The 21398-nt window shown below is 65.0% G+C and carries 20 protein-coding genes; 10 read left to right on the plus strand and 10 right to left on the minus strand.

Translation table 11 applies throughout. The features are described from left to right. The first annotated feature begins 155 nt into the window (after positions 1 to 155). Together ffh and EJB06_RS22220 are read left to right on the plus strand one after the other, a co-directional pair. Positions 156 to 1526 (plus strand): signal recognition particle protein, encoded by a 1371-nt coding sequence (ffh, locus tag EJB06_RS22215; RefSeq protein ID WP_126076215.1) that lies wholly within the window; start codon positions 156 to 158, stop codon positions 1524 to 1526. Positions 1527 to 1740: 214 nt separating this feature from the next. After that, positions 1741 to 2154, plus strand: coding sequence for an SWIB/MDM2 domain-containing protein (locus tag EJB06_RS22220; protein ID WP_099875175.1), 414 nt, complete (start codon positions 1741 to 1743; stop codon positions 2152 to 2154). Positions 2155 to 2246: 92 nt separating this feature from the next. Here the strand turns inward: EJB06_RS22220 and EJB06_RS22225 are convergent, their stop codons facing one another. The 5 genes from EJB06_RS22225 to EJB06_RS22245 all read right to left on the minus strand — a co-directional run bounded on the left by EJB06_RS22225 (position 2247) and on the right by EJB06_RS22245 (position 8150). After that, complete coding sequence (locus EJB06_RS22225) at positions 2247 to 3638, minus strand: alkaline phosphatase (RefSeq protein WP_126076216.1); 1392 nt, start codon at positions 3636 to 3638, stop codon at positions 2247 to 2249. 39 nt (positions 3639 to 3677) lie between these two features. Next, positions 3678 to 5117: an alkaline phosphatase gene (locus tag EJB06_RS22230; RefSeq protein WP_126076217.1), complete on the minus strand. Its 1440-nt coding sequence runs from the start codon at positions 5115 to 5117 to the stop codon at positions 3678 to 3680. A 213-nt stretch (positions 5118 to 5330) separates the two neighbouring features. Beyond that, entirely contained in the window at positions 5331 to 5471 is a 141-nt protein-coding gene (locus EJB06_RS32660) for a hypothetical protein (RefSeq protein WP_229427220.1), read from the minus strand. Between the two features lie 328 nt (positions 5472 to 5799). Then, entirely contained in the window at positions 5800 to 6405 is a 606-nt protein-coding gene (locus EJB06_RS22240; protein WP_126076381.1) for a lytic transglycosylase domain-containing protein, read from the minus strand. Between the two features lie 11 nt (positions 6406 to 6416). Continuing rightward, on the minus strand, positions 6417 to 8150 hold the full coding sequence (locus tag EJB06_RS22245; RefSeq protein WP_126076218.1) for a proline--tRNA ligase: 1734 nt from the start codon (positions 8148 to 8150) through the stop codon (positions 6417 to 6419). A 204-nt stretch (positions 8151 to 8354) separates the two neighbouring features. Here EJB06_RS22245 and EJB06_RS22250 point away from each other — a divergent pair, with 204 nt between their 5' ends. The 3 genes from EJB06_RS22250 (at position 8355) to EJB06_RS22260 (ending at position 11087) form a co-directional block, all read left to right on the plus strand. Next, complete coding sequence (locus EJB06_RS22250) at positions 8355 to 8963, plus strand: RNA pyrophosphohydrolase (protein ID WP_126076219.1); 609 nt, start codon at positions 8355 to 8357, stop codon at positions 8961 to 8963. 94 nt (positions 8964 to 9057) lie between these two features. Continuing rightward, positions 9058 to 10584 (plus strand): retroviral-like aspartic protease family protein, encoded by a 1527-nt coding sequence (locus tag EJB06_RS22255; protein ID WP_126076220.1) that lies wholly within the window; start codon positions 9058 to 9060, stop codon positions 10582 to 10584. Between the two features lie 77 nt (positions 10585 to 10661). Next, positions 10662 to 11087, plus strand: a complete 426-nt coding sequence (locus EJB06_RS22260; protein ID WP_126076221.1) for a DUF1841 family protein — start codon at positions 10662 to 10664, stop codon at positions 11085 to 11087. A gap of 10 nt (positions 11088 to 11097) precedes the next feature. Here EJB06_RS22260 and EJB06_RS22265 read toward each other — a convergent pair whose 3' ends face one another. The 5 genes from EJB06_RS22265 to EJB06_RS22285 form a co-directional block, all read right to left on the minus strand. After that, positions 11098 to 12573: an amidohydrolase family protein gene (locus EJB06_RS22265; protein ID WP_126076222.1), complete on the minus strand. Its 1476-nt coding sequence runs from the start codon at positions 12571 to 12573 to the stop codon at positions 11098 to 11100. Between the two features lie 50 nt (positions 12574 to 12623). Beyond that, a complete protein-coding gene (locus EJB06_RS22270; protein ID WP_126076223.1) occupies positions 12624 to 13760 on the minus strand; it encodes a helix-turn-helix domain-containing protein in 1137 nt (378 codons plus the stop codon). A gap of 8 nt (positions 13761 to 13768) precedes the next feature. Continuing rightward, positions 13769 to 15289 (minus strand): SulP family inorganic anion transporter, encoded by a 1521-nt coding sequence (locus tag EJB06_RS22275; RefSeq protein WP_126076224.1) that lies wholly within the window; start codon positions 15287 to 15289, stop codon positions 13769 to 13771. Between the two features lie 96 nt (positions 15290 to 15385). After that, entirely contained in the window at positions 15386 to 15727 is a 342-nt protein-coding gene (locus tag EJB06_RS22280) for a c-type cytochrome (protein ID WP_126076225.1), read from the minus strand. Between the two features lie 10 nt (positions 15728 to 15737). Beyond that, on the minus strand, positions 15738 to 16058 hold the full coding sequence (locus EJB06_RS22285) for a c-type cytochrome (RefSeq protein ID WP_126076226.1): 321 nt from the start codon (positions 16056 to 16058) through the stop codon (positions 15738 to 15740). A 176-nt stretch (positions 16059 to 16234) separates the two neighbouring features. On the opposite strand from EJB06_RS22285, the gene EJB06_RS22290 reads away from it, so the two are divergent. The 5 genes from EJB06_RS22290 to EJB06_RS22310 all read left to right on the plus strand — a co-directional run bounded on the left by EJB06_RS22290 (position 16235) and on the right by EJB06_RS22310 (position 21295). Further along, on the plus strand, positions 16235 to 17101 hold the full coding sequence (locus EJB06_RS22290; RefSeq protein WP_126076227.1) for an AAA family ATPase: 867 nt from the start codon (positions 16235 to 16237) through the stop codon (positions 17099 to 17101). Then, positions 17101 to 17697: a GNAT family N-acetyltransferase gene (locus tag EJB06_RS22295; protein ID WP_126076228.1), complete on the plus strand. Its 597-nt coding sequence runs from the start codon at positions 17101 to 17103 to the stop codon at positions 17695 to 17697. Before EJB06_RS22290 ends, EJB06_RS22295 begins: the two co-directional genes overlap by 1 nt. Position 17698: 1 nt before the next feature. After that, the gene (locus EJB06_RS22300) at positions 17699 to 18868 is read left to right on the plus strand and encodes a vWA domain-containing protein (RefSeq protein WP_126076229.1); all 1170 of its coding nucleotides are present in this window, start codon (positions 17699 to 17701) and stop codon (positions 18866 to 18868) included. A 128-nt stretch (positions 18869 to 18996) separates the two neighbouring features. Next, a complete protein-coding gene (locus EJB06_RS22305; RefSeq protein WP_126076230.1) occupies positions 18997 to 20172 on the plus strand; it encodes a cation:proton antiporter in 1176 nt (391 codons plus the stop codon). A gap of 1 nt (position 20173) precedes the next feature. Beyond that, on the plus strand, positions 20174 to 21295 hold the full coding sequence (locus EJB06_RS22310) for a YbdK family carboxylate-amine ligase (protein ID WP_126076231.1): 1122 nt from the start codon (positions 20174 to 20176) through the stop codon (positions 21293 to 21295). The last annotated feature ends 103 nt before the right edge of the window (positions 21296 to 21398 follow it).

Genomic DNA, 21398 nt, shown 5'->3' on the forward strand with positions numbered 1-21398 from the left:
AACGCGATCCTCAGGGTGGCGCTGCCGTAATCCGGTGCCTGTGCAGCCCCGTGAAGACCGGCCTGGCGCCGGTCTTTTTTGCTTGTAACATAGGGTAAAATGGCGCCACAACCGGCACTCGCCGGCATCGCCTATATATATTAGTCAGGTCTGCCATGCTAGATAACTTAACCCAACGCCTTGCCAAGGTCGTCAAGACCATGCGCGGTGAGGCGCGTCTGACCGAATCGAATACCGCCGAGATGCTGCGCGAAGTGCGCCTGGCCCTGCTCGAAGCCGACGTGGCCCTGCCCGCCGTGCGCGAGTTTATCGGCCGGGTCAAGGAAAAGGCGCTCGGCGAAGAAGTGCTGGCCTCGCTCAGCCCGGGCCAGGCCCTGGTCGGCGTGGTCCAGCGCGAGCTGGGCGCGCTGATGGGCGCCGACCTCGGCCCCGAAGCGTCGCAGCTGAGCTTCGCGCAGCAGCCGCCGGCGATCATCCTGATGGCCGGCCTGCAGGGTGTCGGTAAAACCACCACCACCGGCAAGCTCGCCAAATACCTCAAGGATGAGAAAAAGAAGAAGGTCCTGACCGTCTCGGCCGACGTCTACCGTCCGGCCGCGATCGCCCAGCTCGAATCGGTGACCAAGCAGGTCGGCGCCGACTTCTTCCCCTCGTCCGCCAGCGACAAGCCGGTCGACATCGCCCTGGCCGCGCTCGACTGGGCCAAAAAGCACTACCACGACGTCCTGATCATCGACACCGCCGGCCGCCTGGGCATCGACGAAGCGATGATGAAAGAAATCTCCGCCGTGCACGCGGCGGTCAACCCGATCGAAACCCTGTTCGTGGTCGACGCCATGCTGGGCCAGGACGCGATCAACACCGCCAAGGCCTTCAACGACGCGCTGCCGCTGACCGGCATCGTGCTCACCAAGCTCGACGGCGACTCGCGCGGCGGCGCGGCGCTGTCGGTGCGCCACATCACCGGCAAACCGATCAAGTTTGCCGGCGTGTCCGAAAAACTGGACGGCCTGGAAGCCTTCGACGCCCAGCGCATGGCCAACCGCATCCTCGGCATGGGCGACATCCTGGCGCTGGTCGAAGAAGCGCGCAAGGGCGTCGACAGCAAGGCCGCGGCCGACCTGGCCAACAAGATCAAGGTCGGCGGGCGCTTCGACATGAACGACTTCAAGTCGCAGCTGGGCCAGATGAAAAAAATGGGCGGCATGTCCAGCCTGATCGACAAACTGCCCGCGCAATTCCAGCAGGCGGCCGGCGGCGCCAACATGGACCAGGCCGACAAGCAGGTACGGCGCATGGTCGGCATCATCGACTCGATGACGCCGGCCGAACGCGCCAAGCCGGAACTGATCAAGGCCACGCGCAAGCGCCGCATCGCCGCCGGCGCCGGCGTGCAGGTGCAGGAAGTGAACCGCATGCTGGCCCAGTACGACCAGATGCAAGCCATGATGAAGAAATTCAAAGGCGGCGGCATGATGAAAATGATGCGCTCGATGAAGGGCATGATGCCGGGCGGGATGCGCTAGGCGGCCCCCTGTCCCCGCGCCAAAGCGCGGGGACAATGCCCCGAATAATGGGCGCGCCGCTAAAATACGCCTTCGCGGGCCGTAGTTCTGCCTTTTCCCTATGAAAACGCCGAAAAATTCTTGAAAAACACTTGCGTCATCGGTAAATCCCCACCAATATAAGCCGTGCGATGAATTGCGCAATTTCCCATGTGTTCGTTAAGGAGGCTTGAAGATGGCAACAGCCAAAAAAACCCCAGCAGCAGCGCCAGCAAAAAAGGCCGCCGCAGCTAAGCCAGCCGCAGCGGCAAAGCCGGCAGCAGCGAAGAAAGCCGCTCCAGCAAAAGCTGCGGCAGCACCAAAAGCAGCAGCCGCAAAAAAACCTGCAGCAGCCCCACGCAAGCCGAACGCCGCCTTCATGAAGGCGATGACGCCGTCCGCCGTCCTGGCAGCCGTGGTTGGCGCAACGCCGCTGCCACGCACCGAAGTGACCAAGAAAGTCTGGGACTACATCAAGAAGCTCGATCTGCAAGACGCGGCCAACCGCCGCATGATCAATGCCGACGACAAGCTCAAAGCCGTATTCGGCGGCAAAGCCCAAGTCTCGATGTTCGAAATGACCAAACTCATTTCCGACCATCTGAAATAAAAAACAGTTCGCCTGTCCAAGCCGGATTTACAAAAAGCCCCGTTCTCGCGAACGGGGCTTTTTGTTGATGGGTGCCTTGAGCGTACCCGTACTTAAGGCAGGCCGAAGGCCGCCTTCATCAGGTGGAACACCCTGGTGTTTTCCATCGTTCCCTTGAACACCCCGGCGCCGGCGCCGGTGGCGAACAGCTTCACGTCGCCGCCGCCATGGGTCTCGCCCTTGAGGCGCACCCCGGTTTCCTGGTGATAGTTGTCGGCCAGGGCTTGTGCGCTGTCGACGTCGGCGCGCCGCTCCGGGCGGTTCGGGCCGTTGCCGAACACCAGCGCGGTATACGTCTTGCCGTCGGCATCGCGCGCCGGCTGGCCATCGTCCACATTGCGCACGATATCGAGGATCGGATTGCCGCGCCTGGCGTAACCGTTCATCACGATCGTGTGATCGTGGTCGGCGGTGACCACCAGCAGCGTATTGCGCAGGCCCGGATCGAGCGCTTCCATCTTGTCGAGCGCCGTCTTGATGGCGTCGTCGAAGTCGACCGTCTCGGCCAGCGCGTTCTTCACATTGGTGTCGTGCAGCGCATGATCGATCTTGCCGCCTTCGACCATCAGGAAAAAGCCTGTCGGATTGGGCGCCAGCAGGTCGATCGCCTTGGCCGTCATCTGCGCCAGGGCCGGCTGGCCTGGGCGGCGCGCCAGCGCGTAATCGAGGTGGCTGACATCGCTGTAGATGCCGACGAATTTCTTGCCCACCGGCGCGGCCCGCATCTGCTCGGCATTGGCCGCCACCGTGTAGCCCTGCGCCGCCAGTTCGGCCATCAGGTCGCGCCCGTCGGCCCGGCCCTTCGGATTGCGCGCCGGCTCGAACGGCGTGAAATGATTGCGCCCGCCGCCCATCAGCACATCGACGCCGTCCTTCAGGGCCGGATTGTAGCCGGCGCCGCCCGGCACCACCTGCGCCGCGATCTGGTAAGCCATGTCGCGGTCGCACACATGCGAGAAGGTCGACGCCGGCGTGGCGTGGGTCAGCTCGGTGGTCGTGATCGAGCCCACCGACTTGCCGGCCGCCTTGGCCAGTTCCAGGATGGTGGGCGCCGCGCGCCCGTTCCCGGCCGGACAGGCATCGACGCTGGCGTTGCCGTTGGCATCCGGCTTGGGACCGAAGGGCTTGGCGTCGGCCATCGAGATCACATCGTTATTGATCTTGATGCCGGTCATGTAGGAACCCATCGACGGCGCGCTGTCGGTGGTCTGGGCATCGTTCGAATAGGTCTTGATGCGCGCCGAATGCGGCATGCGCTCGAAGTGCAGCAAGCCCTCTTCCTTGTAGCGATGGATGCGCGCGGCGGTGATGGTGGTCGGGCCCATGCCGTCGCCGAGGAAGAAGATGATGTTTTTGGCGGCCGGCTGCGGCGCGCCGAAGGCGAACGACGGCGCCAGCGCGCACGAAGCGGCCAGCAGGAGCGAGGGGAAACGGGATGGCGTCATGGCAGGTCTCATTATGGTGACGTTACAAGGGGGACGCGCTTACCAGCCGGCGGCCGCCTTGATCAATTCGAATACGCGGGTGTTGTCGATGGTGCCGCCGAAGCGCCCGGCGCCGGCGCCGATCGCGCCCAGGTACACATCGGTGCCGCTGTGGGTCTCGTAACCGGGTTCGGTGCGCACCACCGCCTCCTGGCGGTAATCGTCGGCGCTGACCTGGGCGCTGGTCAGGTGCGGCACGGCGCCGCGGCTGCCCTGCACGCGGTGTTCGCCATTGCCGAAACCGATGATGGTAAAAGGCGCGCCATCGGCATCGAGCTTGATCTCGTTGTTATCGACCCGGCGCATCAGGCCCAGCACGCCCGGCTCGGTGGGCGTGGTCTTGCCGGTGCGGCGCGCGTAGCCGTTCAGGAGCAGCGCATGATCGTGGTCGGCGGTGGCCACGATCAGGGTGTTCTTCAGGTCCGGATCGATGGCGCGCATCTGCGCGATGGCCGCCTTCAGGGTATTGTCGAAGACGACCGTTTCCTGCAAGGCGCGGCGCGCGTTCGAGTTATGCAGCGCCAGGTCGATCATGCCGCCCTCGACCACCAGGAAAAAGCCCTTCGGATTATTCGCCAGGATGCCGATCGCCTTGCCGGCCATCTCGGGCAGGGACGGTTCCCTGGCCGCATCGCGCATCGAATCGAAGGCCAGGTCGTGCGGGGCGAACAGGCCGACCAGGGGCTGGGCGGAGTGGGTATCGACGGCGTTCAGCTGGGCGCTGTCGGCCACCGTGCGCACGCCCTGCGCGGCCAGTTCGGCCAGCAGGTCGCGCCCGTCGGCGCGCTTGCCGCCCTTGGTGGTGGCGCTGAAATAGGCGCTGCCGCCGCCCAGCAGCACATCGATGCCGCGCGCACCGAGGGCCTGGTTGTAGCCGGCGCCGCCAGGCACGAGGGCGGCGGCGATATCGTTCTCCATGGCGCGATGGCACACGTGCGCGAACACCGCGCCCGGCGTGGCATCGGTGACGCGGGTGGTGGTGACCACGCCGACCGACATGCCGCGCCGCTTGGCCAGTTCGGCCAGGGTGGCGACCGGGCGGCCGGTGGCGCAGCGGCCGGCCAGCCTGTTGCCGGCGGCGTCGGCGGCGGGCGCGATGGCCGCCGTATCGGTACTCATCGACAGCACATTGTTATTCACCTTCACCCCGGTCATATAGGCCGACATGGAGGCGGCGCTGTCGGTGACCTGGGCGTCGTTGGAAAAGGTCTTGACGAAAGCCGATTCGGGCAGGGTATCGAGGGTCAGCTCGCCGTCCTCGCCGACGGCATAGATGCGGGCGGCGGTCAGGGTATTGATGCCCATGCCATCGCCGAGGAAGAAGAGGATATTCTTGGCTGGCGCGTGGGTGTGGGTGAGGGCCTGGGACGGCGGCTGGACGCTGGCGCATCCCGCCAAGACCGCCAGCGCGGACGCTGCGGCAAGAAGAGTCAATCGCATGTGCACTTTCGTGAGCTCTGAGAAAAAACGCAGTCTACACCCAACCGGGGTCAGAGCTTTAACTTGCAACATTTCGCCAAAACGCCGACACCGGGCCTCAAACCTCCTACAACCGGGGTCAGAGCTTTCATTAGAAATTTTTCCGCCTGCTCACAATAGAAGTCTGAGCTAGGATGCGCAATTTTTCCCGTGCATCAGCAGGAAACGCGCTTGTCATTTACCCATCCACTTGTGCAGCAGGCGTTTTTTGAGCGAGGCGCGTTCCTCCGGGATTCGCCCCTCGCGCTCGGCGATCAGCTCCGCCCAGAACGCCTGCTCTTTCAGTCGATGGCAGGAATGGCCGTCCTTCTGCATGGCCACGTGTCACTGAGCTCGCGCTCCAGCACAGGCAGGTGGGATGCCAGGAGCGCGGGCGAAGCGCTGGCCAGCGCCTGGCGCTCGCGGGTATGGAAGCGGCGATGCCAGGTCGTTTTGCACCGGCGCTCGCTGCTCGCAACACAGATACCCCAGATGGGGCTGCAACGACGGCGACAGCTCACGATGAGGTATTCCTTGTCAATGGCGCGCCATCGGGCGAAAAAGTTGCAGTTTAAAGCTCTGACCCCGGTTGGACCCCGGTTGTGGGGATGGGAAATGTTTCGAGTCAGAGCTCTGACCCCGGTTGTAGGCGGGGGCTGGGTTTTTAGGTAGGAAATTTCCATTTTTCCCAGGCGGCGAGCACCGCGTTGGGGTAGGCGGGTTTGCCGCGGCTGCCGTTGTAGCGGCCCAGCGCGAGGTACAGGTTGCCGTTTTCGATGTCGAGGTACATGCGCAAGATCGAACAGCCGTAGCGCAGATTCGTCTGCATGTGGAACAGCTTGCTGCGGTCGCTGTCGCCGATCACATTCGTCCAGAACGGCATCACTTGCATGTAGCCGCGCGCTCCCACCATCGAGACAGCATACTTGCGGTACGCCGATTCGACCTGGATCAGCCCCAGCACCATCCCCGTATCGAGCCCGGCACGGTTCGATTCGTACCAGACCGATTGCAGGAATTCGAGCCGCACCTGGTCGTCCGGCAGCTTGCGCTTGAGCCGGTCCGACATGGCCGTCAGCCATTGCTGGTAGCGCACCCGCGCCGCCTCGTCGCGAAACACCGGCTGCGGCGGGCGCGTGTCCTTGATCGCGTTCGACAGCGCCACCCGCACCGAGTCGGCCATGGCCTCCTCTTTCTGGTTGCCGGCCCACGCGGCCCAGGACCAGAGCAGGCCGGCCGCCAGTACCGCCTGCGCCAGCCCATTCACCATGAACGACGCGCTCACTGGCTCAATTTGCCTTTGATGAACTCGACCATGCCGGCCAGCGGTACGGCAGTCGCTTCGCTATCGCGCCGGCCCTGGTATTCGAGGTTGCCTTCCTTCAGGCCACGCTCGCCGATCACCACGCGGTGCGGCACGCCGATCAGTTCCCAGTCGGCGAACATGGCGCCCGGACGCAGGCCGCGGTCGTCGACGATGACGTCCACGCCAGCGCCCTGCAGGGCCGCGTACAGGCTTTCGACTTCGGTCTTGACCATCTCGCTGCGGTCCATCCCCATCGGGCACAGGACCACTTCGAACGGCGCGATCGCGGCCGGCCAGATGATGCCCTTGTCGTCGAAATTCTGTTCGATCGCCGCGCCCAGGATGCGCGTGACGCCAATGCCGTAGCAGCCCATCTGCAGCGGCGCCGGCTTGCCGTTTTCGTCGAGGAAAGTCGCTTTCATGCTCTCGGAGTAGCTGGTCCCGAGCTGGAACACGTGGCCCACTTCGATGCCGCGCTCGATCGCCAGCACCCCTTTGCCGTCCGGCGAGGCGTCGCCTTCGACCACGTTGCGCAGGTCGGCAACGATGGCTTCGGGCAGGTCGCGCACCCAGTTGGCGCCCGTGTAGTGGTAGCCTTCTTCATTCGCGCCGCAGACGAAATCGGCCATGTTGGCGACCGTGCGGTCGGCCACGATGGTGACCGGCAGCCTGGTGCCGATCGGCCCCAGGTAGCCTGGAACGCTGCCGTAGCAGGCCAGTATTTCGGCTTCGGTGGCGAAGCGGTGGCCGGCCAGGCCGGCGACCTTGCCGACCTTGATCTCATTCAGTTCATGGTCGCCGCGCAGCAGCAGCATCCAGTTTTCCAGCACCTGCTTGCCGTCGACGTCCTTTTCCACCGTCAGGGCGATGGTCTTGACGGTCTGCGCCAGCGGCAGCTTGAGCATCTCGGCGACGCTCTCGCATTTGGTCGCGCCAGGAGTGGCGGTCTTGGCCAGGGGCGCCGTCGCGGCGGCGCGCGCGGCGGCCAGCGGCAGCGCTTCGGCCGCTTCCATGTTGGCCGCGTAGTCCGAGCTCGGGCAGTAGACGATGGCGTCTTCGCCGGTGCTGGCGATGACGTGGAATTCGTGCGAGCCGGAGCCGCCGATGGCGCCGTTATCGGCCGCCACCGCGCGGAATTTCAGGCCGAAACGGTTGAAGATCGCGGTGTAGGCGTCGTACATGATCTTGTACGAGACCTTCATGCTCGCTTCGTCGCGGTCGAAGGAGTAGGCGTCCTTCATGGTGAATTCGCGGCCGCGCATCAGGCCGAAACGCGGGCGGCGCTCGTCGCGGAACTTGGTCTGGATGTGATAAAAATTGAGCGGCAGCTGGCGGTACGACTTGATCTCGGAGCGCACCACGTCGGTGATGACTTCCTCGGAGGTCGGCTGGATCGCGAACTCGCGGCCGTGGCGGTCTTTCACGCGCATCAGTTCCGGACCCATCTTTTCCCAGCGCCCGGTTTCCTGCCACAGCTCGGCCGGTTGCACGAGCGGCATCAGCATTTCGATGGCGCCCGCCTTGTTCATTTCTTCACGGATGATCGCTTCGACCTTGCGGATCACGCGCAAGCCAGTCGGCATGTAGGTGTAGATACCGGAGCCGAGGCGCTTGATCATTCCTGCGCGCATCATCAGCTGGTGACTGACGATTTCAGCGTCGGAAGGTGCATCTTTTAAAGTTGAAATAAAAAAACGGGAGGCACGCATATCGGTGAATTCTTTTTAAAAAGAGAGGGTTATAATCAACCTAATTTTAAAGGATTAGCTGGCTGATGCGTCCAAATCTTATACAAATGGACCCGTTTGACGCGGTTCCTGCCGTTTTCGTACCCCGAAAGTCGGGCGGGGACCAGAATTTGTGGGTAAATAGGTAAAGAAGGCGCGCGCCGGCAGAAAGTTTCGAGGTGCACTATGCTCGACCGTGAAGGGTTCCGGCCCAACGTCGGCATCATCCTGCTGAACGCCCATAACGAGGTGTGGTGGGGCAAGCGGGTGCGCGAGCACTCGTGGCAGTTCCCGCAAGGGGGCATTAAATACGGTGAGACACCGGAACAGGCAATGTATCGCGAACTGGAGGAAGAAATCGGCCTGCGCCAGGAGCATGTCAAGATTGTGGGACGCACCCGCGACTGGCTGCGCTATGAAGTACCCGACCATTTTATCAAGCGCGAAATTCGCGGCCATTACCGCGGGCAGAAGCAGATCTGGTTCCTGCTGCGCATGTGTGCCCGCGATAACGATGTCAACCTGCGCCTGACCGACCATCCCGAGTTCGACGCCTGGCGCTGGCACGATTACTGGGTGCCGCTCGATGTGGTCATCGAGTTCAAGCGCGATGTGTACCAGCGCGCGCTGCAGGAATTGTCGCGCTTCCTGACCTGGCCGGCCAACGGCGGCCATACGCACGAACGGCGCCACACGGCACGCTACCTGCGCCAGCCGCACGCGCCGCGCCAGCCGGCCCCGGAACCGCCCTGCGCCCCGGAACCGCAACTGGTGCTGGTCCCGAGCAAGGACTAGCCGGCGGCATGTCGATCCACCCAACGGCGCTCCAGGGCGCCGTTTCTACGCTTGCAACATTGCAATGAATGCAAGTTGTACGTACAATCCGCGCATGCCCCTCCTCCGCTCCCCCAGTCTCGTCTTGCTGCTGTGCGCCCTCTGCGCCGCCGCCCCCGCCGCCGCCGCCGCCGCCGCGCCCTCCCCCGGCTGCAAGTTCATCGAGCAGCAGGAGCTGCCCGTGACCCTGCACGGCCCCGCGCTGGAGCCGGCCGTGCAGGGGACGATCAACGGCAAGCCGGCGCTCATGCTGCTCGACACCGGCGCCTTCATGACCATGCTGACCCGCGCCGGCGCGGAGAACCGCAAGCTGGCGCTACGCTCGGGCGGCGGACGCAAGGTGTCGGGCACGGGCGGCAGCAGCGCGCTGTACCTGGCAAGCATGGACGACTTCACGGTCGGTCCGAGCGCGGGCGGCAAGCTCACCCTGCCGGTACTCGGCGAGATGGGCACCACGCCCTGGTACGACGCCATCGTCGGTAACGACTTCCTGATGCAGTCCGATCTCGAAGTGGCGCTGGCCGACAAGGTGGTGCGCTTTCACCGCAGCGAGAACTGCAACGACGACAATCTGCTGTCGTACTGGGATGCGCAGGCCATGGCGGTGCCGATGACCGGCAGCAGCCGCAAGGCCGCCACGCCGCAGGTGGACGTGCAGGTCAACGGCGTGTTCCTCTCGGCCATCCTCGACACCGGCGCCGGCGCCAGCTCGATCAGCCAGAGCGCGGCGCGCCGTGCCGGCGTGACCACCGACATGCCGGAAGTGAAGCGCAACGGCTTTTTCGTCGGTGTCGGCGGCGGCAGGGCGGCGCGCTGGAACGCGGTGTTCAAGACCTTCACCATCGGCGACGAGACGGTGCGCAATGCCGACATCAGCATCAGCGAAACGCTGGGCCGCGAATATGGACAGATCGACGTCGTCCTCGGCACCGACTTCCTGCGCGCGCACCGGGTCCTGTTCGCCAACAGCCAGCGCCGCGTTTACCTCAGCTACCTGGGCGGCGAGGTGTTCGCCAAGCCGGGCAGCGGCAACCTGGCGCTGGTGCGCAAGGAGGCCGAGGGCGGCAATGCCGATGCCCAGTACCTCCTGGCGCGCGACTATTACAATGGGGCGCGCCTGCCCAAGGACCGGATCGAGGCCGCGGACTGGCTCGACAAGGCGGTAGCGCAACAGCATCCGGCGGCGCTGGTGCTGATGGCGCGCGAACTGCGCGACGCCGCCAGGCCGCAGGAAGCGGTGACGCGCCTGCGCGCCGCCCTCGCCGCCAAACCCGATCAGGCGACCTTGCACCTGGAGCTGTTCCTGTCCCAGGTCCAGGCCGGCGACCCCGAGGCGGCCAAGCGCGATCTGGCGGCGCTGGTCGAGACGCGCTGGCCGGCGCCGGTGGCCGGTTTTTACCTGGGCCGGATCGACGCCGCCGCCCTGATGGCCGCGGCGCGCGACGATTCGGCGCGCGCGCCGGCACGCGCCTGCCAGGCCGGCGCCTACATCGCTTCCCTGCAGCGCATCATGAACCAGCCGGCACTGGCGCGCCAGACCCTCGACGGCCTGGGCGAGGCGTGCAAGGGCGTGCGCAGCTGACCGGCGCGGGCCGCTGGCGACGGCGGGCGGCGATGGCGGTACAATGTGGCCTACCTCATTTGCCCGTCCCGCCGCCCATGTTTACCCCCTCCTCCGACGACGTTCGCCGTTTTTTCTGCGAAGCCTACCGCAAGCAGCGCAGCGGCGAAATCCTCAGCCCGATGGACGCCATCGCGGCCGACTGGATCGTCCAGCACCCGGAATACGCCGACGTGCTGTCCGACGCCGAAGCGGCGCTGGCGCGCGATTATTCGGTCGACGGCGGCCAGGCCAATCCCTTCCTGCACCTGTCGATGCACCTGTCGATCGCCGAGCAGGTCTCGATCGACCAGCCGCCCGGCATCCGCGCGGCCTGCAACGCCCTGACCCAGCGCCTGGGGGCGCACGACGCCCACCACGAAATCATGGAATGCCTGGGCCAGATGATCTGGACCTCGCAGCGCAACGGCGTGCCGCCCGACAGCGTGGCCTACGTCGAGTGCGTGCGCGCGCGCTGCGCCTGACGATTTTCGTTCACCTGGCGTCGGCGGCCAGCGCCTCGCGCGCCGCCTGGCGCCCGCGCACCCATACCGTCACCACGCTGTCGTAGGCGCTGATGTCCTCCAGCGGCGAGGTTTTCATCAGGAGCAGGTTGGCGGCCTTGCCCACTTCGATCGTCCCCAGCTCCCCATCGAGCCTGAAGGTGCGCGCATTGTTGATCGTAGCGGCCTTGAAGAGCTGCGCCAGCGACATCCCGGCCGCGTGCAGCTGGCGCATCTCGCGGTAGCCGTTCAGGCCGGGCAGGTTGCCGTAGGTCGGCGACGATGGCGTGTCCGAGCCGAACACGAAGTTGGCGTCGCGCCCGGCCAGGTAGGCCACCACCGCGCGCTGGCGCCGCAGCGGCGCTTCCATGCCCTGCAGGACGGCGGCGTCGACTTCGCCATCGGTCACTTCCGGCTTGAACCACTGCCCCTGCGGCGTCGAAAACCAGGCCAGCAGCGCGGCCGGCACCACCTTGCGCAGCGCCGGATGGTTCAGGTAATCGGGCTCCACATACGCGCGCAGCCCGTACAGCACCTGCATGGTCGGCTGGTAGCCGGTGCGCCGCTCGACGATGGTGTCGAGCAGCGTCCTGATCTCCTGCGGCAGGCCGGCCTGCCCGTTCAGCGCGCCCCAGTGCCACATGCCGTGCGCCAGCACGTCGGCGCCGCCGGCCACCGCGAACGACTGCGCTTCGAAGGAATTGGCGTGGGTGACCAGCACCTTGCCGGCCTGCGACGTGGCGGCCCGCACTTCGGCGAATTTGGCGTTGCTCATCACCGGCAGGTTGCGCTCGGCGCCGAAACCGCGCTCGAAATGGGTCTTCACGCAGATCCCGCCCGCTCTGGCCACCCGCGCCACGCCCGCCGCCACGGTGTGGGCCGAAGGCGCAAACTGCTCCGGCACGGCGGTCGGCATGGCCGGATCGAACAGGTAGTTGCCGAAGCTCTGGAAGCGCTTGTCGGGCGCGAAGAAGGACATCGGGTAGCCGTTGGCCAGCACCAGCGGCTCGCCGCAGTGGAATACGTCCGGATGCAGCGGCTCCTTGCGCAAGCGTTCGATGGTCCCGTAATCCGACACCGCCAGGTCGATCACGGTGGTGAATCCGTAATACAGGAAGGATCGCGGCATCTGGCGAAAGTAAGCCCGCGCCAGGCTGTCGCCGGACGCGCCCTGCTCCATGCGCATGCCGGGCACCACGTGCAGGTGCACATGGGAGTCGATCAGGCCGGGGGTGAGGTAGTAGCCCTGGCCGTCGACGACGGTGGCACCAAGGGGAGCCGCCGTGGACGGGCCGCGCTCGACCCGGGCGATGCGCCCGCCGTCGATCAGCACACTGCCCGTTTCGATGCGGTCGAGCTTTTCGGGCGAGACCAGCTTGACGTTCGCAATCCAGGTTTTGCCGGCGCCAAGGGCCGGGGCGCACAGCATCAGGGCGGCCAGAAAGGCCGGCAAGAGGGCGGGTTTCATCGAATCTCCGTGGGTGAAAGTGAAGGGGCGAACCGACCCATTTTCACGATTTAGCCCGGGAGAGTCGTCCCGGATGATGATTCGGCACCTGTGTTCGCGGCGCCGCGCCGGAATTCGGAGGGGGTCAGGCCGGTCTGCTTCTTGAATGCCCGGTTCAGGGTGGACTTGCTGTTAAAGCCACAGGCAAGCGCCAGCTCGAGGATGCTGGCATCGGCCTGCGCCGGCGCGAGCAAGGCGGTCTTGAGCGCGTCGACCCGGTAGCGGTTCAGGTATTCCTGCAGGTTGACGCCGCAGGCGTCGTTGATCAGTTGCGACAATTCGTGCGGCGTCATGGCCAGCAGCGCGGCCAGTTGGTCGAGCGTCAGTTCGCCGTTGCGGTAGACCTGCTCGACTTCCATGCACCGTGTCAGTGCATCGAGAAAGCTGGCGCGGTCCGGTTCCGACAGGCGCTTGCTGGCGTAGCGCGGCGCCGCCGGCGGGGCAGGGGCAGGCAGCTGCGGGCGGTAGCCGAGCGGCAGGCGGATCGCCAGGAAGGCGGTCGCATACACAAAACAGGCCAGCGCGATGGCGCCCAGGGCATCCGACGACAGCGGCAGCGCCACGTCCGCGAACTCGATGCCGAAGGCGGCCACGCTGATTGCCGCGCCCACCACCCAGATCCGGGTGAGCCGGGCCAGCCCGGCGGCCAGCGGACCGCCGGCGGCGCCCCGGATCAGGCGGTAGCTGGCCACGACATAGCAGATGAATACCAGCGTCTTGACCAGCACCGACACCCCGATATACCACGGCAGCACGGGGCGATGCAGCATCCAGGCCAGCTTGGCCTCGGCGCTTTGCAGGTAAAACGGCAGCATGGCGCCCGTCGCCAGCAAAAACGGCGCGCCGTGCAGCCAGTCGCGCGCGCACAGGCGCCGTTCGCTCAGCGCGCTGCGCAGATATAGATACAGCAGCGGCCCGCTCAGCAAGCCGATGGGGGCAATCGCCAGGGCGCTGTGCGGGTAGCTTGCATACAGGCGGTTGATGCCCAGCCAGGCGTGCCCGATCACGGCCACGCTCCCCAGCAGCAGCCCGGCCAGCAGGCGGTTGGCCGCGCGCAGCTCGGCCTGGCGCGCCGCCAGCAGCGCAATCGCCAGGAACACGCCCTGTCCCATCGCCAGCAGCAGAAGCAGGGAGAGCGCGTTCTGCATCGTGCGGCTCAGGCCAGCTTGTCGTCGGCGATGCGGTAGCGCGGATCCTCGGCCAGGTTCACCTCGATCATGTCGCGCGCGTTTTCCAGCAGCTCGCGGCAGTCGGGGCTCAGGTGGCGCAGGTGCAGCTGCTTGCCGGCCTGGCGGTAGCGCAGCGCCAGCGCGTCGATGGCCTGGATCGCCGAATGGTCGACCACGCGCGCACGGGCAAAGTCGACCACCACGTCCTGCGGGTCGTCCTTCGGCGCGAACAGCTGGTTGAACTGGGCCACCGAGGCGAAAAACAGCGTGCCTTCCAGCTCGTAGACGCGCGCGCCCTGCGGGTTGAGGTGCACGCTCACCCGGATCCGCTTGGCGTGTTCCCACGCGAACGCCAGCGCCGACACGATCACCCCGGCCACCACCGCAATCGCCAGGTCGAAGACCAGGGTGACGACGGCGACCAGCAGGCCGACCGCGATATCGGCGCGCGGCACCTTGCCGAACAGGCGAAAACTGCCCCAGGCGAAGGTCTTCTGGCACACCACGAACATCACGCCGATCAGGGCGGCCAGCGGAATGCGCTCGATCCATGCGGACGCGAACAGGATGAACGAGAGCAGGAACACGGCCGTGGCGATGCCCGACAGGCGCCCGGTGGCGCCGTTGTTCACATTGATCATGCTCTGGCCGATCATGGCGCAGCCGCCCATGCCGCCGAACAGGCCCGTCACCACATTCGCCACGCCCTGCGCCATGCTTTCGCGGTTCGGCTGGCCGCGCGTGTCGGTGATGTCGTCGATCAGGGTGAGCGTCAGCAGCGACTCGATCAGCCCGACCGCCGCCAGCACCAGCGCATACGGGAAAATGATGCGCAGGGTGGCCCAGTCCAGCGCGACCTCGGGCAGGTGAAAGGCCGGCAGCCCGCCCTTGATCGAGGCCAGGTCGCCCACGGTCCTGGTATCGATGCCGAGCGTGGCCACCAGCACCGACACCAGCAGGATCCCGGCCAGGGTGGAGGGGAAGGCACGGGTCACGCGCGGCAGCAGGTAGATCACGGCCATGGTCAGCGCCGCCAGGCCGAGCATCGTATACAGCGGCGCGCCCGTCATCCAGTGCTGCGCGCCGTCGGCGCCGGCCGCCTTGAAGTGCCCGAACTGCGCCATGAAGATCACCATCGCAAGTCCGTTCACAAAGCCGAGCATGACCGGATACGGCACCATGCGGATGAATTTACCCAGCCGGGCGGCGGCGAACAGCAGCTGCAACAGTCCCATCAGCACCACCGTGGCGAACAGGTATTCCACCCCGTGCGAGACCACCAGCGCCACCATCACCACCGCCAGCGCGCCGGTAGCGCCGGAAATCATGCCCGGCCGCCCGCCGATGGCCGAGGTAATCAGCGACACCATGAAGGCGGCGTACAGGCCGGTCAGCGGCGACACGTGCGCCACCAGCGCAAAGGCGATCGCCTCCGGCACCATGGCCAGCGCCACGGTCAGGCCGCTGAGCAGGTTCGATTTGAGGTAGTCGGGCGAGAGGGACTGCAAACGCGTCTCCGTGAGCGGGGTACAAATACAAAACGCCCTCCCCTTCCCGGCAAGGAGAAGGTGGAAGGCGCTTGGGGTACGGCCGGCGCGTGCTGCTTAGCGCTGCAGGACCAGGGCCGAAGGAAGGCTGTGCAGATAGGCTGCGAGGTCGGCGATGTCCTTGTTGGACAGCGGCTTGGCCTGGCCGCTCATGATGGCGTTGTTACGGCCGTTCGGACCTTCGCCGCGCTTGTAGGCGATCAGCGCGTGTTCCAGGTAGGCGGCGTGCTGGCCGGCCAGCTTGGGGTAGCTCGGGTCGATCGACTTGGTGTAGTCGGCGCCGTGGCAGGACGCGCAGTTGTATTTCTTGGCCAGGGCTTCACCGTTGGCGATATTGCCGCCGGCGGTCGCGCTCAGGGATACAGCGCCGCAGAACAGGGCGATCATCAGTTTTTTCATGGCTCTGTCCTTATTTCTTCACTTGCTGCGAGTAGTAGGCAGCGACATCGGCGATGTCCTGGTCGGTCATGCTGCCGGCCACGCCGCGCATCGACGGGTGCTTGCGGTCGCCCTTTTTATAGGCATTCAACGCATTTTCGATGTACTTTGCCGACTGGCCGCCAATCATCGGCACCGGATAGACTTCGGGGAAAGTCGCTTTGTAACCGGGGATGCCGTGGCAGCCGATACATTGTTCAACTTTGGCAGCCTTGGCGTTTCCAACGATGTCCGCTGCGGCGGACACGTTCGCGACGCAGGCGAGCACGAGGAGTGCGATGAGTTTTTTCATGGTGGCGAGGGTAAGTGATAATCGGGTATCGCACGTGCAAAATTATTATGTTTTGCACTATCAACCTGAGAGTTTAACCGAATCGACCGGACCCGTCCACTTTCACGGTGTTGCAGTGCCGCCCTTCCGGTTCTGGCATATACTCCAAATAATTCCACTTTTGACCACACACGCACATGCACGCATCGACTTCGCAGGCGCACCGCTTCCAGGGTTCGGACAGTTACGTCGCCACCGCCGATCTGAAACTGGCGGTCAACGCCGCCCTCACCTTGCAGCGTCCCTTGCTGATCAAGGGCGAGCCGGGCACCGGCAAGACCATGCTGGCCGAGGAAGTCGCGGCAGCCCTGGACATGCCGCTGATGCAGTGGCATATCAAGTCCACCACCAAGGCCCAGCAAGGCCTGTACGAGTACGACGCGGTGTCGCGTCTGCGCGACTCCCAGCTCGGCGACGAGCGCGTGCGCGACATCCACAACTACATCGTCAAGGGCGTGCTGTGGCAGGCTTTCACCGCGCCGGAACCGGTGGTGCTCCTGATCGACGAGATCGACAAGGCCGACATCGAGTTCCCCAACGACCTGCTGCGCGAACTCGACCGCATGGAGTTCTACGTCTACGAGACGCGCGAGATGGTCGTGGCCAAGCACCGCCCGCTGGTGATCATCACCTCCAACAACGAAAAAGAGCTGCCGGACGCCTTCCTGCGCCGCTGCTTCTTCCATTACATCAAATTCCCGGACAAGGACACGATGGAGCAGATCGTCAAGGTGCACTACCCGACCTTGAAACAGGACCTGCTGGCGCAGGCGCTGCAAAGCTTCTACGAAGTGCGCGACGTGCCGGGCCTGAAGAAAAAGCCGTCGACCTCCGAATTCCTCGACTGGCTCAAGCTGCTGCTGGCCGAAGACATCCCGGCCGAAGCGCTGCGCAGCGGCGACGCCAAGGCCATCGTGCCGCCGCTGCACGGCGCCCTGCTGAAAAACGAACAGGACGTGCACCTGTTCGAGCGCCTTGTCTATATGTCGCGGACCAACCGCTGATGATCCAGGTCGACGCCCTCACCCTCGAATTCAACGGGGTCCGCCTGGAGCCGCTGTCGCTGGCGCACGCCGACGGCCTGCGCGCGGCCGCCAGCGACGGCGAACTGTGGAACATCCGCGTCACCTCGGTGCCGGAACCGCAGGATGTGGAGCAGTACATCCGCCACGCGCTGGAGATGCCCGACCGGCTGGCCTTCGCCGTCATCGACGTCTCCAGCGGGCGCGTCATGGGTTCGACCAGCTACCACGACATCCTGCCCAAGGTCGACCGCCTGGAAATCGGCTGGACCTGGTATGCCAAGAGCCGCCAGCGCAGCCACGTCAATACCAGCTGCAAGCTGCTGCTGCTCTCGCACGCCTTCGACACGCTCGGCTGCGCCGTGGTCGGCCTGCGCACCGATAACTTCAACCACGCCTCGCAGGCCGCCATCGAGCGCCTGGGCGCCAGAAAGGATGGCGTGATCCGCCACAGCGCCCTGCGCCGCGACGGCACCGTGCGCGACACCGTCATGTACAGCATCGTGCGCGGCGAATGGCCCGAAATCAAGTCGCACTTGCACTACCAGCTGCAACGCGCGGGGGCGGGGGGGACATAAGGTGCTGATCGACTTCTTCTTTACGCTCAAGGACGCCAAGATCCCGGTCACGATCAAGGAGTTCCTCACGCTCCTCGAAGCGATGGAGCGCGAGGTGGTCGGCGCCTCGATGGACGACTTCTATTATGTATCGCGCCTCACCCTGGTCAAGGACGAAGCGCACTACGACAAGTTCGACCGCGCCTTTGCCCAGTACTTCAAGGGCATCAACGCCGCCTTCGACAGCAACGCCGCCATCCCGCTCGACTGGCTGCTCAAGCGCATGAAGCGCGAACTGTCGGACGAACAGAAACGCCAGCTCGAAAAATTCGGCTACGACAAGCTGATGGACCGGCTCAACGAACTGCTCAAGGAACAGAAAGAGCGCCACGAAGGCGGCAGCAAGTGGATCGGCACCGGCGGCACCTCGCCGTTCGGGAACGGCGGCACCAATCCGGAGGGCGTGCGCATCGGCGGCAAGGGCGGCAACCGCACCGCGGTCAAGGTGTGGGAGCAGCGCGCCTACCGCGACTACGACGCCGAACGCGAACTGGGCACGCGCAACATCAAGGTCGCGCTGCGCCGCCTGCGCAAGTTCGCGCGCGAAGGCGCCGAGGACGAACTGGCGCTCGACGCCACCATCCACGCCACCGCCAGCAACGCCGGCTTCCTCGACATCAAGATGCGGCCCGAGCGCCGCAACAAGGTGAAGGTATTGATGTTGTTAGACGTGGGCGGCTCGATGGACGACCATATCGAACGCACCGAAGAACTGTTCTCGGCGGCGAAGACCGAATTCAAGAACATGGAGTTCTTCTACTTCCATAACTGCGTCTACGACTACCTGTGGAAGAACAACCGGCGCCGCAACGCCGAGCGCTTTCCGACCTGGGACATCCTGCGCAAGTACCCGGCCGACACCAAGCTCATTTTCGTCGGCGACGCCACCATGAGCCCCTACGAAGTGCTGCAGCCGGGCGGCTCGGTCGAATACAACAACGAAGAAGCCGGCGCCGCGTGGCTGGCGCGCTTTTGCAATGCCTTCCCCAAATTCGCCTGGCTCAATCCCGAGCCGGAAGGCGTGTGGCAGTACCGCCAGTCGATTTCCGTGATCCGCCAGATCATGGGCAACCGCATGTTCCCGCTGACGATCGAGGGCCTGGAGCGCGCCATGCGCACCCTGAGCAAATAGCAGGCCCGGTGCGACCCAAAGCGCATGATTGTGCTTTGGCTAACATTTCTCGCGATGCTGAATCGTGCGCGCTGGCGCGTCTTGTAGAATCTTGGCGCACCCATCGACCGGTGGAACGAAAGGAAACCATGCCCGATCTGCTGACGATCCTCACCAATCTCTCCTGGCCCTTCGCGATCTGCATCGCGTGGATGGCCGGAGAATTCGGCAAGCGCTGGACCGGCCTGCCGCGCATCAGCTTCTACGGCATTGTCGGTTTCGCCCTGGCCAGCACCCAGATCGGCGTGCTGCCGGCGACCAGCGGCGGGACCATCCTGCTGATGGCCGACGTGGCCTTCGGCCTGATCCTGTTCGAACTCGGCTACCGCATCAACCTGCGCTGGCTGCGCACCAATCCCTGGTTCACCATGGCCGCGCTGGTCGAAGCGCTGGGCACCTTTGTGGCAGTCTATTTCGTCGCCCTGTGGTTCGGCGTGAGCACCATGACCGCGCTGATGCTCGCCTCGCTCGCCATGTCCACCTCGCCGGCCACGGTGGTGCGCATCATTAACGAACAGCGCAGCTCCGGCCAGGTGACCGAACGCGTGCTGCACCTGTCGGCGATCAACTGCGTGCTGTCGGTGTTTACCTTTAACGTCATCGTCGGCTTCTGGATCTTCCACAGCTCGGCGGACATCGGCGACGCCACCATCAGCAGCCTGGTTGCGCTGCTGATCTCGGGCGTGGTCGGCGCCGTGTTCGGGGTGGTGGTGCCGGCGCTGCTGCGCCACCTGGGCAACCTGTCGCAGGACGCCACGGTCGCCTTCGCGCTGGCCGTGATCCTGCTGGTCTCGATCACCTACACCATGAACCTGTCGCCGGTGGTGGCCACCCTTGCCTTCGGCCTGACGGCGCGCCACCGGCGCGTGGCCTTCAGCCAGGCGCAGCGCAATTTCGGCGCGCTCGGCGAACTGCTCACCGTGCTGCTGTTCGTGTACGCCGCCTCGACCCTGGAATGGCGCGAAGTGCTCGCCGGCGGCGCCCTGGCGGTGACGGTGGTGATCGTGCGCCTGGCCACCAAGACCCTGGGCGTGACGGTGTTCTCGCAGCTGTCCGGCATTTCGTGGCGCAAGGGCGCCCTGACCGGACTGGCGCTGGCGCCGGTGTCGGTGTTCGTGATCCTGCTGCTCGAGCATGCGCGCCTGCGCGGCATCGACATCCAGGAACTGCGCTCGATGGCGGCGGTCACCATGCTGCTCGAAGTATTCGGCCCCATTATCATCCAGCGCGCCCTGATCTGGGCCCGCGAAACCACGGAGGCCTGAGATGGCGCTTGAACCGTTTGCCAATTCCAAGGCACTGACCTTTGGCGTGGAACTGGAGCTGCAGTTGGTCAGCCTGTCCGACTTCAACCTCAATGCCGCCAGTCCCGACCTGCTGCACCTGCTGGCGCAAAAGCCGTTCCCCGGCAATGTGACGCCCGAAATCGCCGAGAGCATGATCGAGATTAATTCGAGCGTGCATTCGAGCCACCTGCCGCTGCTGGCCGAGCTGCTGGAAATCCGCGACATCCTGGTGGCGGCGGGCGACCGCCTCAATATCGGCTTGTGCGGCGGCGGCACCCATCCGTTCCAGCACTGGTCGGAGCAGAAGATCTATCCGAAGCAGCGCTTCCAGGAACTCTCGTCCCTGTACGGCTACCTGGCCAAGCAGTTCACGGTGTTCGGGCAGCACGTGCACATCGGCTGCGCCTCGGGCGACGATGCGATGTTCCTGCTGCATTCGCTGAACCGGTATATCCCGCACTTTATCGCGCTGTCGGCCTCGTCGCCCTTCGTGCAGGGGCACGACAGCCTGTTCGATTCGGCGCGCCTCAATTCGGTGTTTGCGTTTCCGATGAGCGGACGCGCCCCCTTCACCCTGAGCTGGGACGAATTCGCGAACGTGTACTTTGCGAAGATGGAAGGCACCGGCATCATCAAGAGCATGAAGGATTTTTACTGGGATGTGCGGCCCAAGCCGGAATACGGCACCATCGAACTGCGCGTATGCGACACGCCGCTGACGGTGGAACGGGCGGCGGCGCTGGCCGGGTATCTGCAGGCGCTGTGCCGGCATTTGCTGGAGCGGCGCGAGGAGCCGCCGGTGGAAGACGACTATCTTGTGTATAACTTCAACCGCTTCCAGGCCTGCCGCTTCGGGCTGGACGGGGCGATCACCCATCCGAAAACCTACGAGACCATGTCGCTGCGCGAGGATATCCTGACGACCCTGCGCAAGATGGAGCCGCATGGCGAGGCGCTGGGCAGTCTGGGGGCCTTGAGGCATTTGTCGACGGCGGCGCAGGAAGCGAGCGATGCGACGTACTTGAGAAGGCAGTACGAGGAACAGGGCAGCGCCGAGGGGATGGTCAATGCGGCGATCCGGCGCTTCCGGGGGAAACGCTAGGTCCCGTTGTCCTTCAACGTTGTCCGCGCTCGTCCCGTCGTTCCCGCGAAGGCGGGAACCCAAGTTTGTTATGTTGCCAGCGAGCCGACTTGGGTTCCCGCCA

Origin of the sequence: Massilia atriviolacea (assembly GCF_003953935.1) — a bacterium.
Taxonomy (GTDB): Bacteria; Pseudomonadota; Gammaproteobacteria; order Burkholderiales; family Burkholderiaceae_D; genus Telluria_A; species Telluria_A atriviolacea.

What these genes read in the sequence shown, in the direction of transcription:
- ffh (WP_126076215.1), top strand. Translation starts at nt 156, where the DNA reads ATGCTAGATAACTTAACCCAACGCCTTGCCAAGGTCGTCAAGACCATG.
- EJB06_RS22220 (WP_099875175.1), top strand. Translation starts at nt 1,741, where the DNA reads ATGGCAACAGCCAAAAAAACCCCAGCAGCAGCGCCAGCAAAAAAGGCC.
- EJB06_RS22225 (WP_126076216.1), bottom strand. Translation starts at nt 3,638, where the DNA reads ATGACGCCATCCCGTTTCCCCTCGCTCCTGCTGGCCGCTTCGTGCGCG.
- EJB06_RS22230 (WP_126076217.1), bottom strand. Translation starts at nt 5,117, where the DNA reads ATGCGATTGACTCTTCTTGCCGCAGCGTCCGCGCTGGCGGTCTTGGCG.
- EJB06_RS32660 (WP_229427220.1), bottom strand. Translation starts at nt 5,471, where the DNA reads ATGCAGAAGGACGGCCATTCCTGCCATCGACTGAAAGAGCAGGCGTTC.
- EJB06_RS22240 (WP_126076381.1), bottom strand. Translation starts at nt 6,405, where the DNA reads ATGGTGAATGGGCTGGCGCAGGCGGTACTGGCGGCCGGCCTGCTCTGG.
- EJB06_RS22245 (WP_126076218.1), bottom strand. Translation starts at nt 8,150, where the DNA reads ATGCGTGCCTCCCGTTTTTTTATTTCAACTTTAAAAGATGCACCTTCC.
- EJB06_RS22250 (WP_126076219.1), top strand. Translation starts at nt 8,355, where the DNA reads ATGCTCGACCGTGAAGGGTTCCGGCCCAACGTCGGCATCATCCTGCTG.
- EJB06_RS22255 (WP_126076220.1), top strand. Translation starts at nt 9,058, where the DNA reads ATGCCCCTCCTCCGCTCCCCCAGTCTCGTCTTGCTGCTGTGCGCCCTC.
- EJB06_RS22260 (WP_126076221.1), top strand. Translation starts at nt 10,662, where the DNA reads ATGTTTACCCCCTCCTCCGACGACGTTCGCCGTTTTTTCTGCGAAGCC.
- EJB06_RS22265 (WP_126076222.1), bottom strand. Translation starts at nt 12,573, where the DNA reads ATGAAACCCGCCCTCTTGCCGGCCTTTCTGGCCGCCCTGATGCTGTGC.
- EJB06_RS22270 (WP_126076223.1), bottom strand. Translation starts at nt 13,760, where the DNA reads ATGCAGAACGCGCTCTCCCTGCTTCTGCTGCTGGCGATGGGACAGGGC.
- EJB06_RS22280 (WP_126076225.1), bottom strand. Translation starts at nt 15,727, where the DNA reads ATGAAAAAACTGATGATCGCCCTGTTCTGCGGCGCTGTATCCCTGAGC.
- EJB06_RS22285 (WP_126076226.1), bottom strand. Translation starts at nt 16,058, where the DNA reads ATGAAAAAACTCATCGCACTCCTCGTGCTCGCCTGCGTCGCGAACGTG.
- EJB06_RS22290 (WP_126076227.1), top strand. Translation starts at nt 16,235, where the DNA reads ATGCACGCATCGACTTCGCAGGCGCACCGCTTCCAGGGTTCGGACAGT.
- EJB06_RS22295 (WP_126076228.1), top strand. Translation starts at nt 17,101, where the DNA reads ATGATCCAGGTCGACGCCCTCACCCTCGAATTCAACGGGGTCCGCCTG.
- EJB06_RS22305 (WP_126076230.1), top strand. Translation starts at nt 18,997, where the DNA reads ATGCCCGATCTGCTGACGATCCTCACCAATCTCTCCTGGCCCTTCGCG.
- EJB06_RS22310 (WP_126076231.1), top strand. Translation starts at nt 20,174, where the DNA reads ATGGCGCTTGAACCGTTTGCCAATTCCAAGGCACTGACCTTTGGCGTG.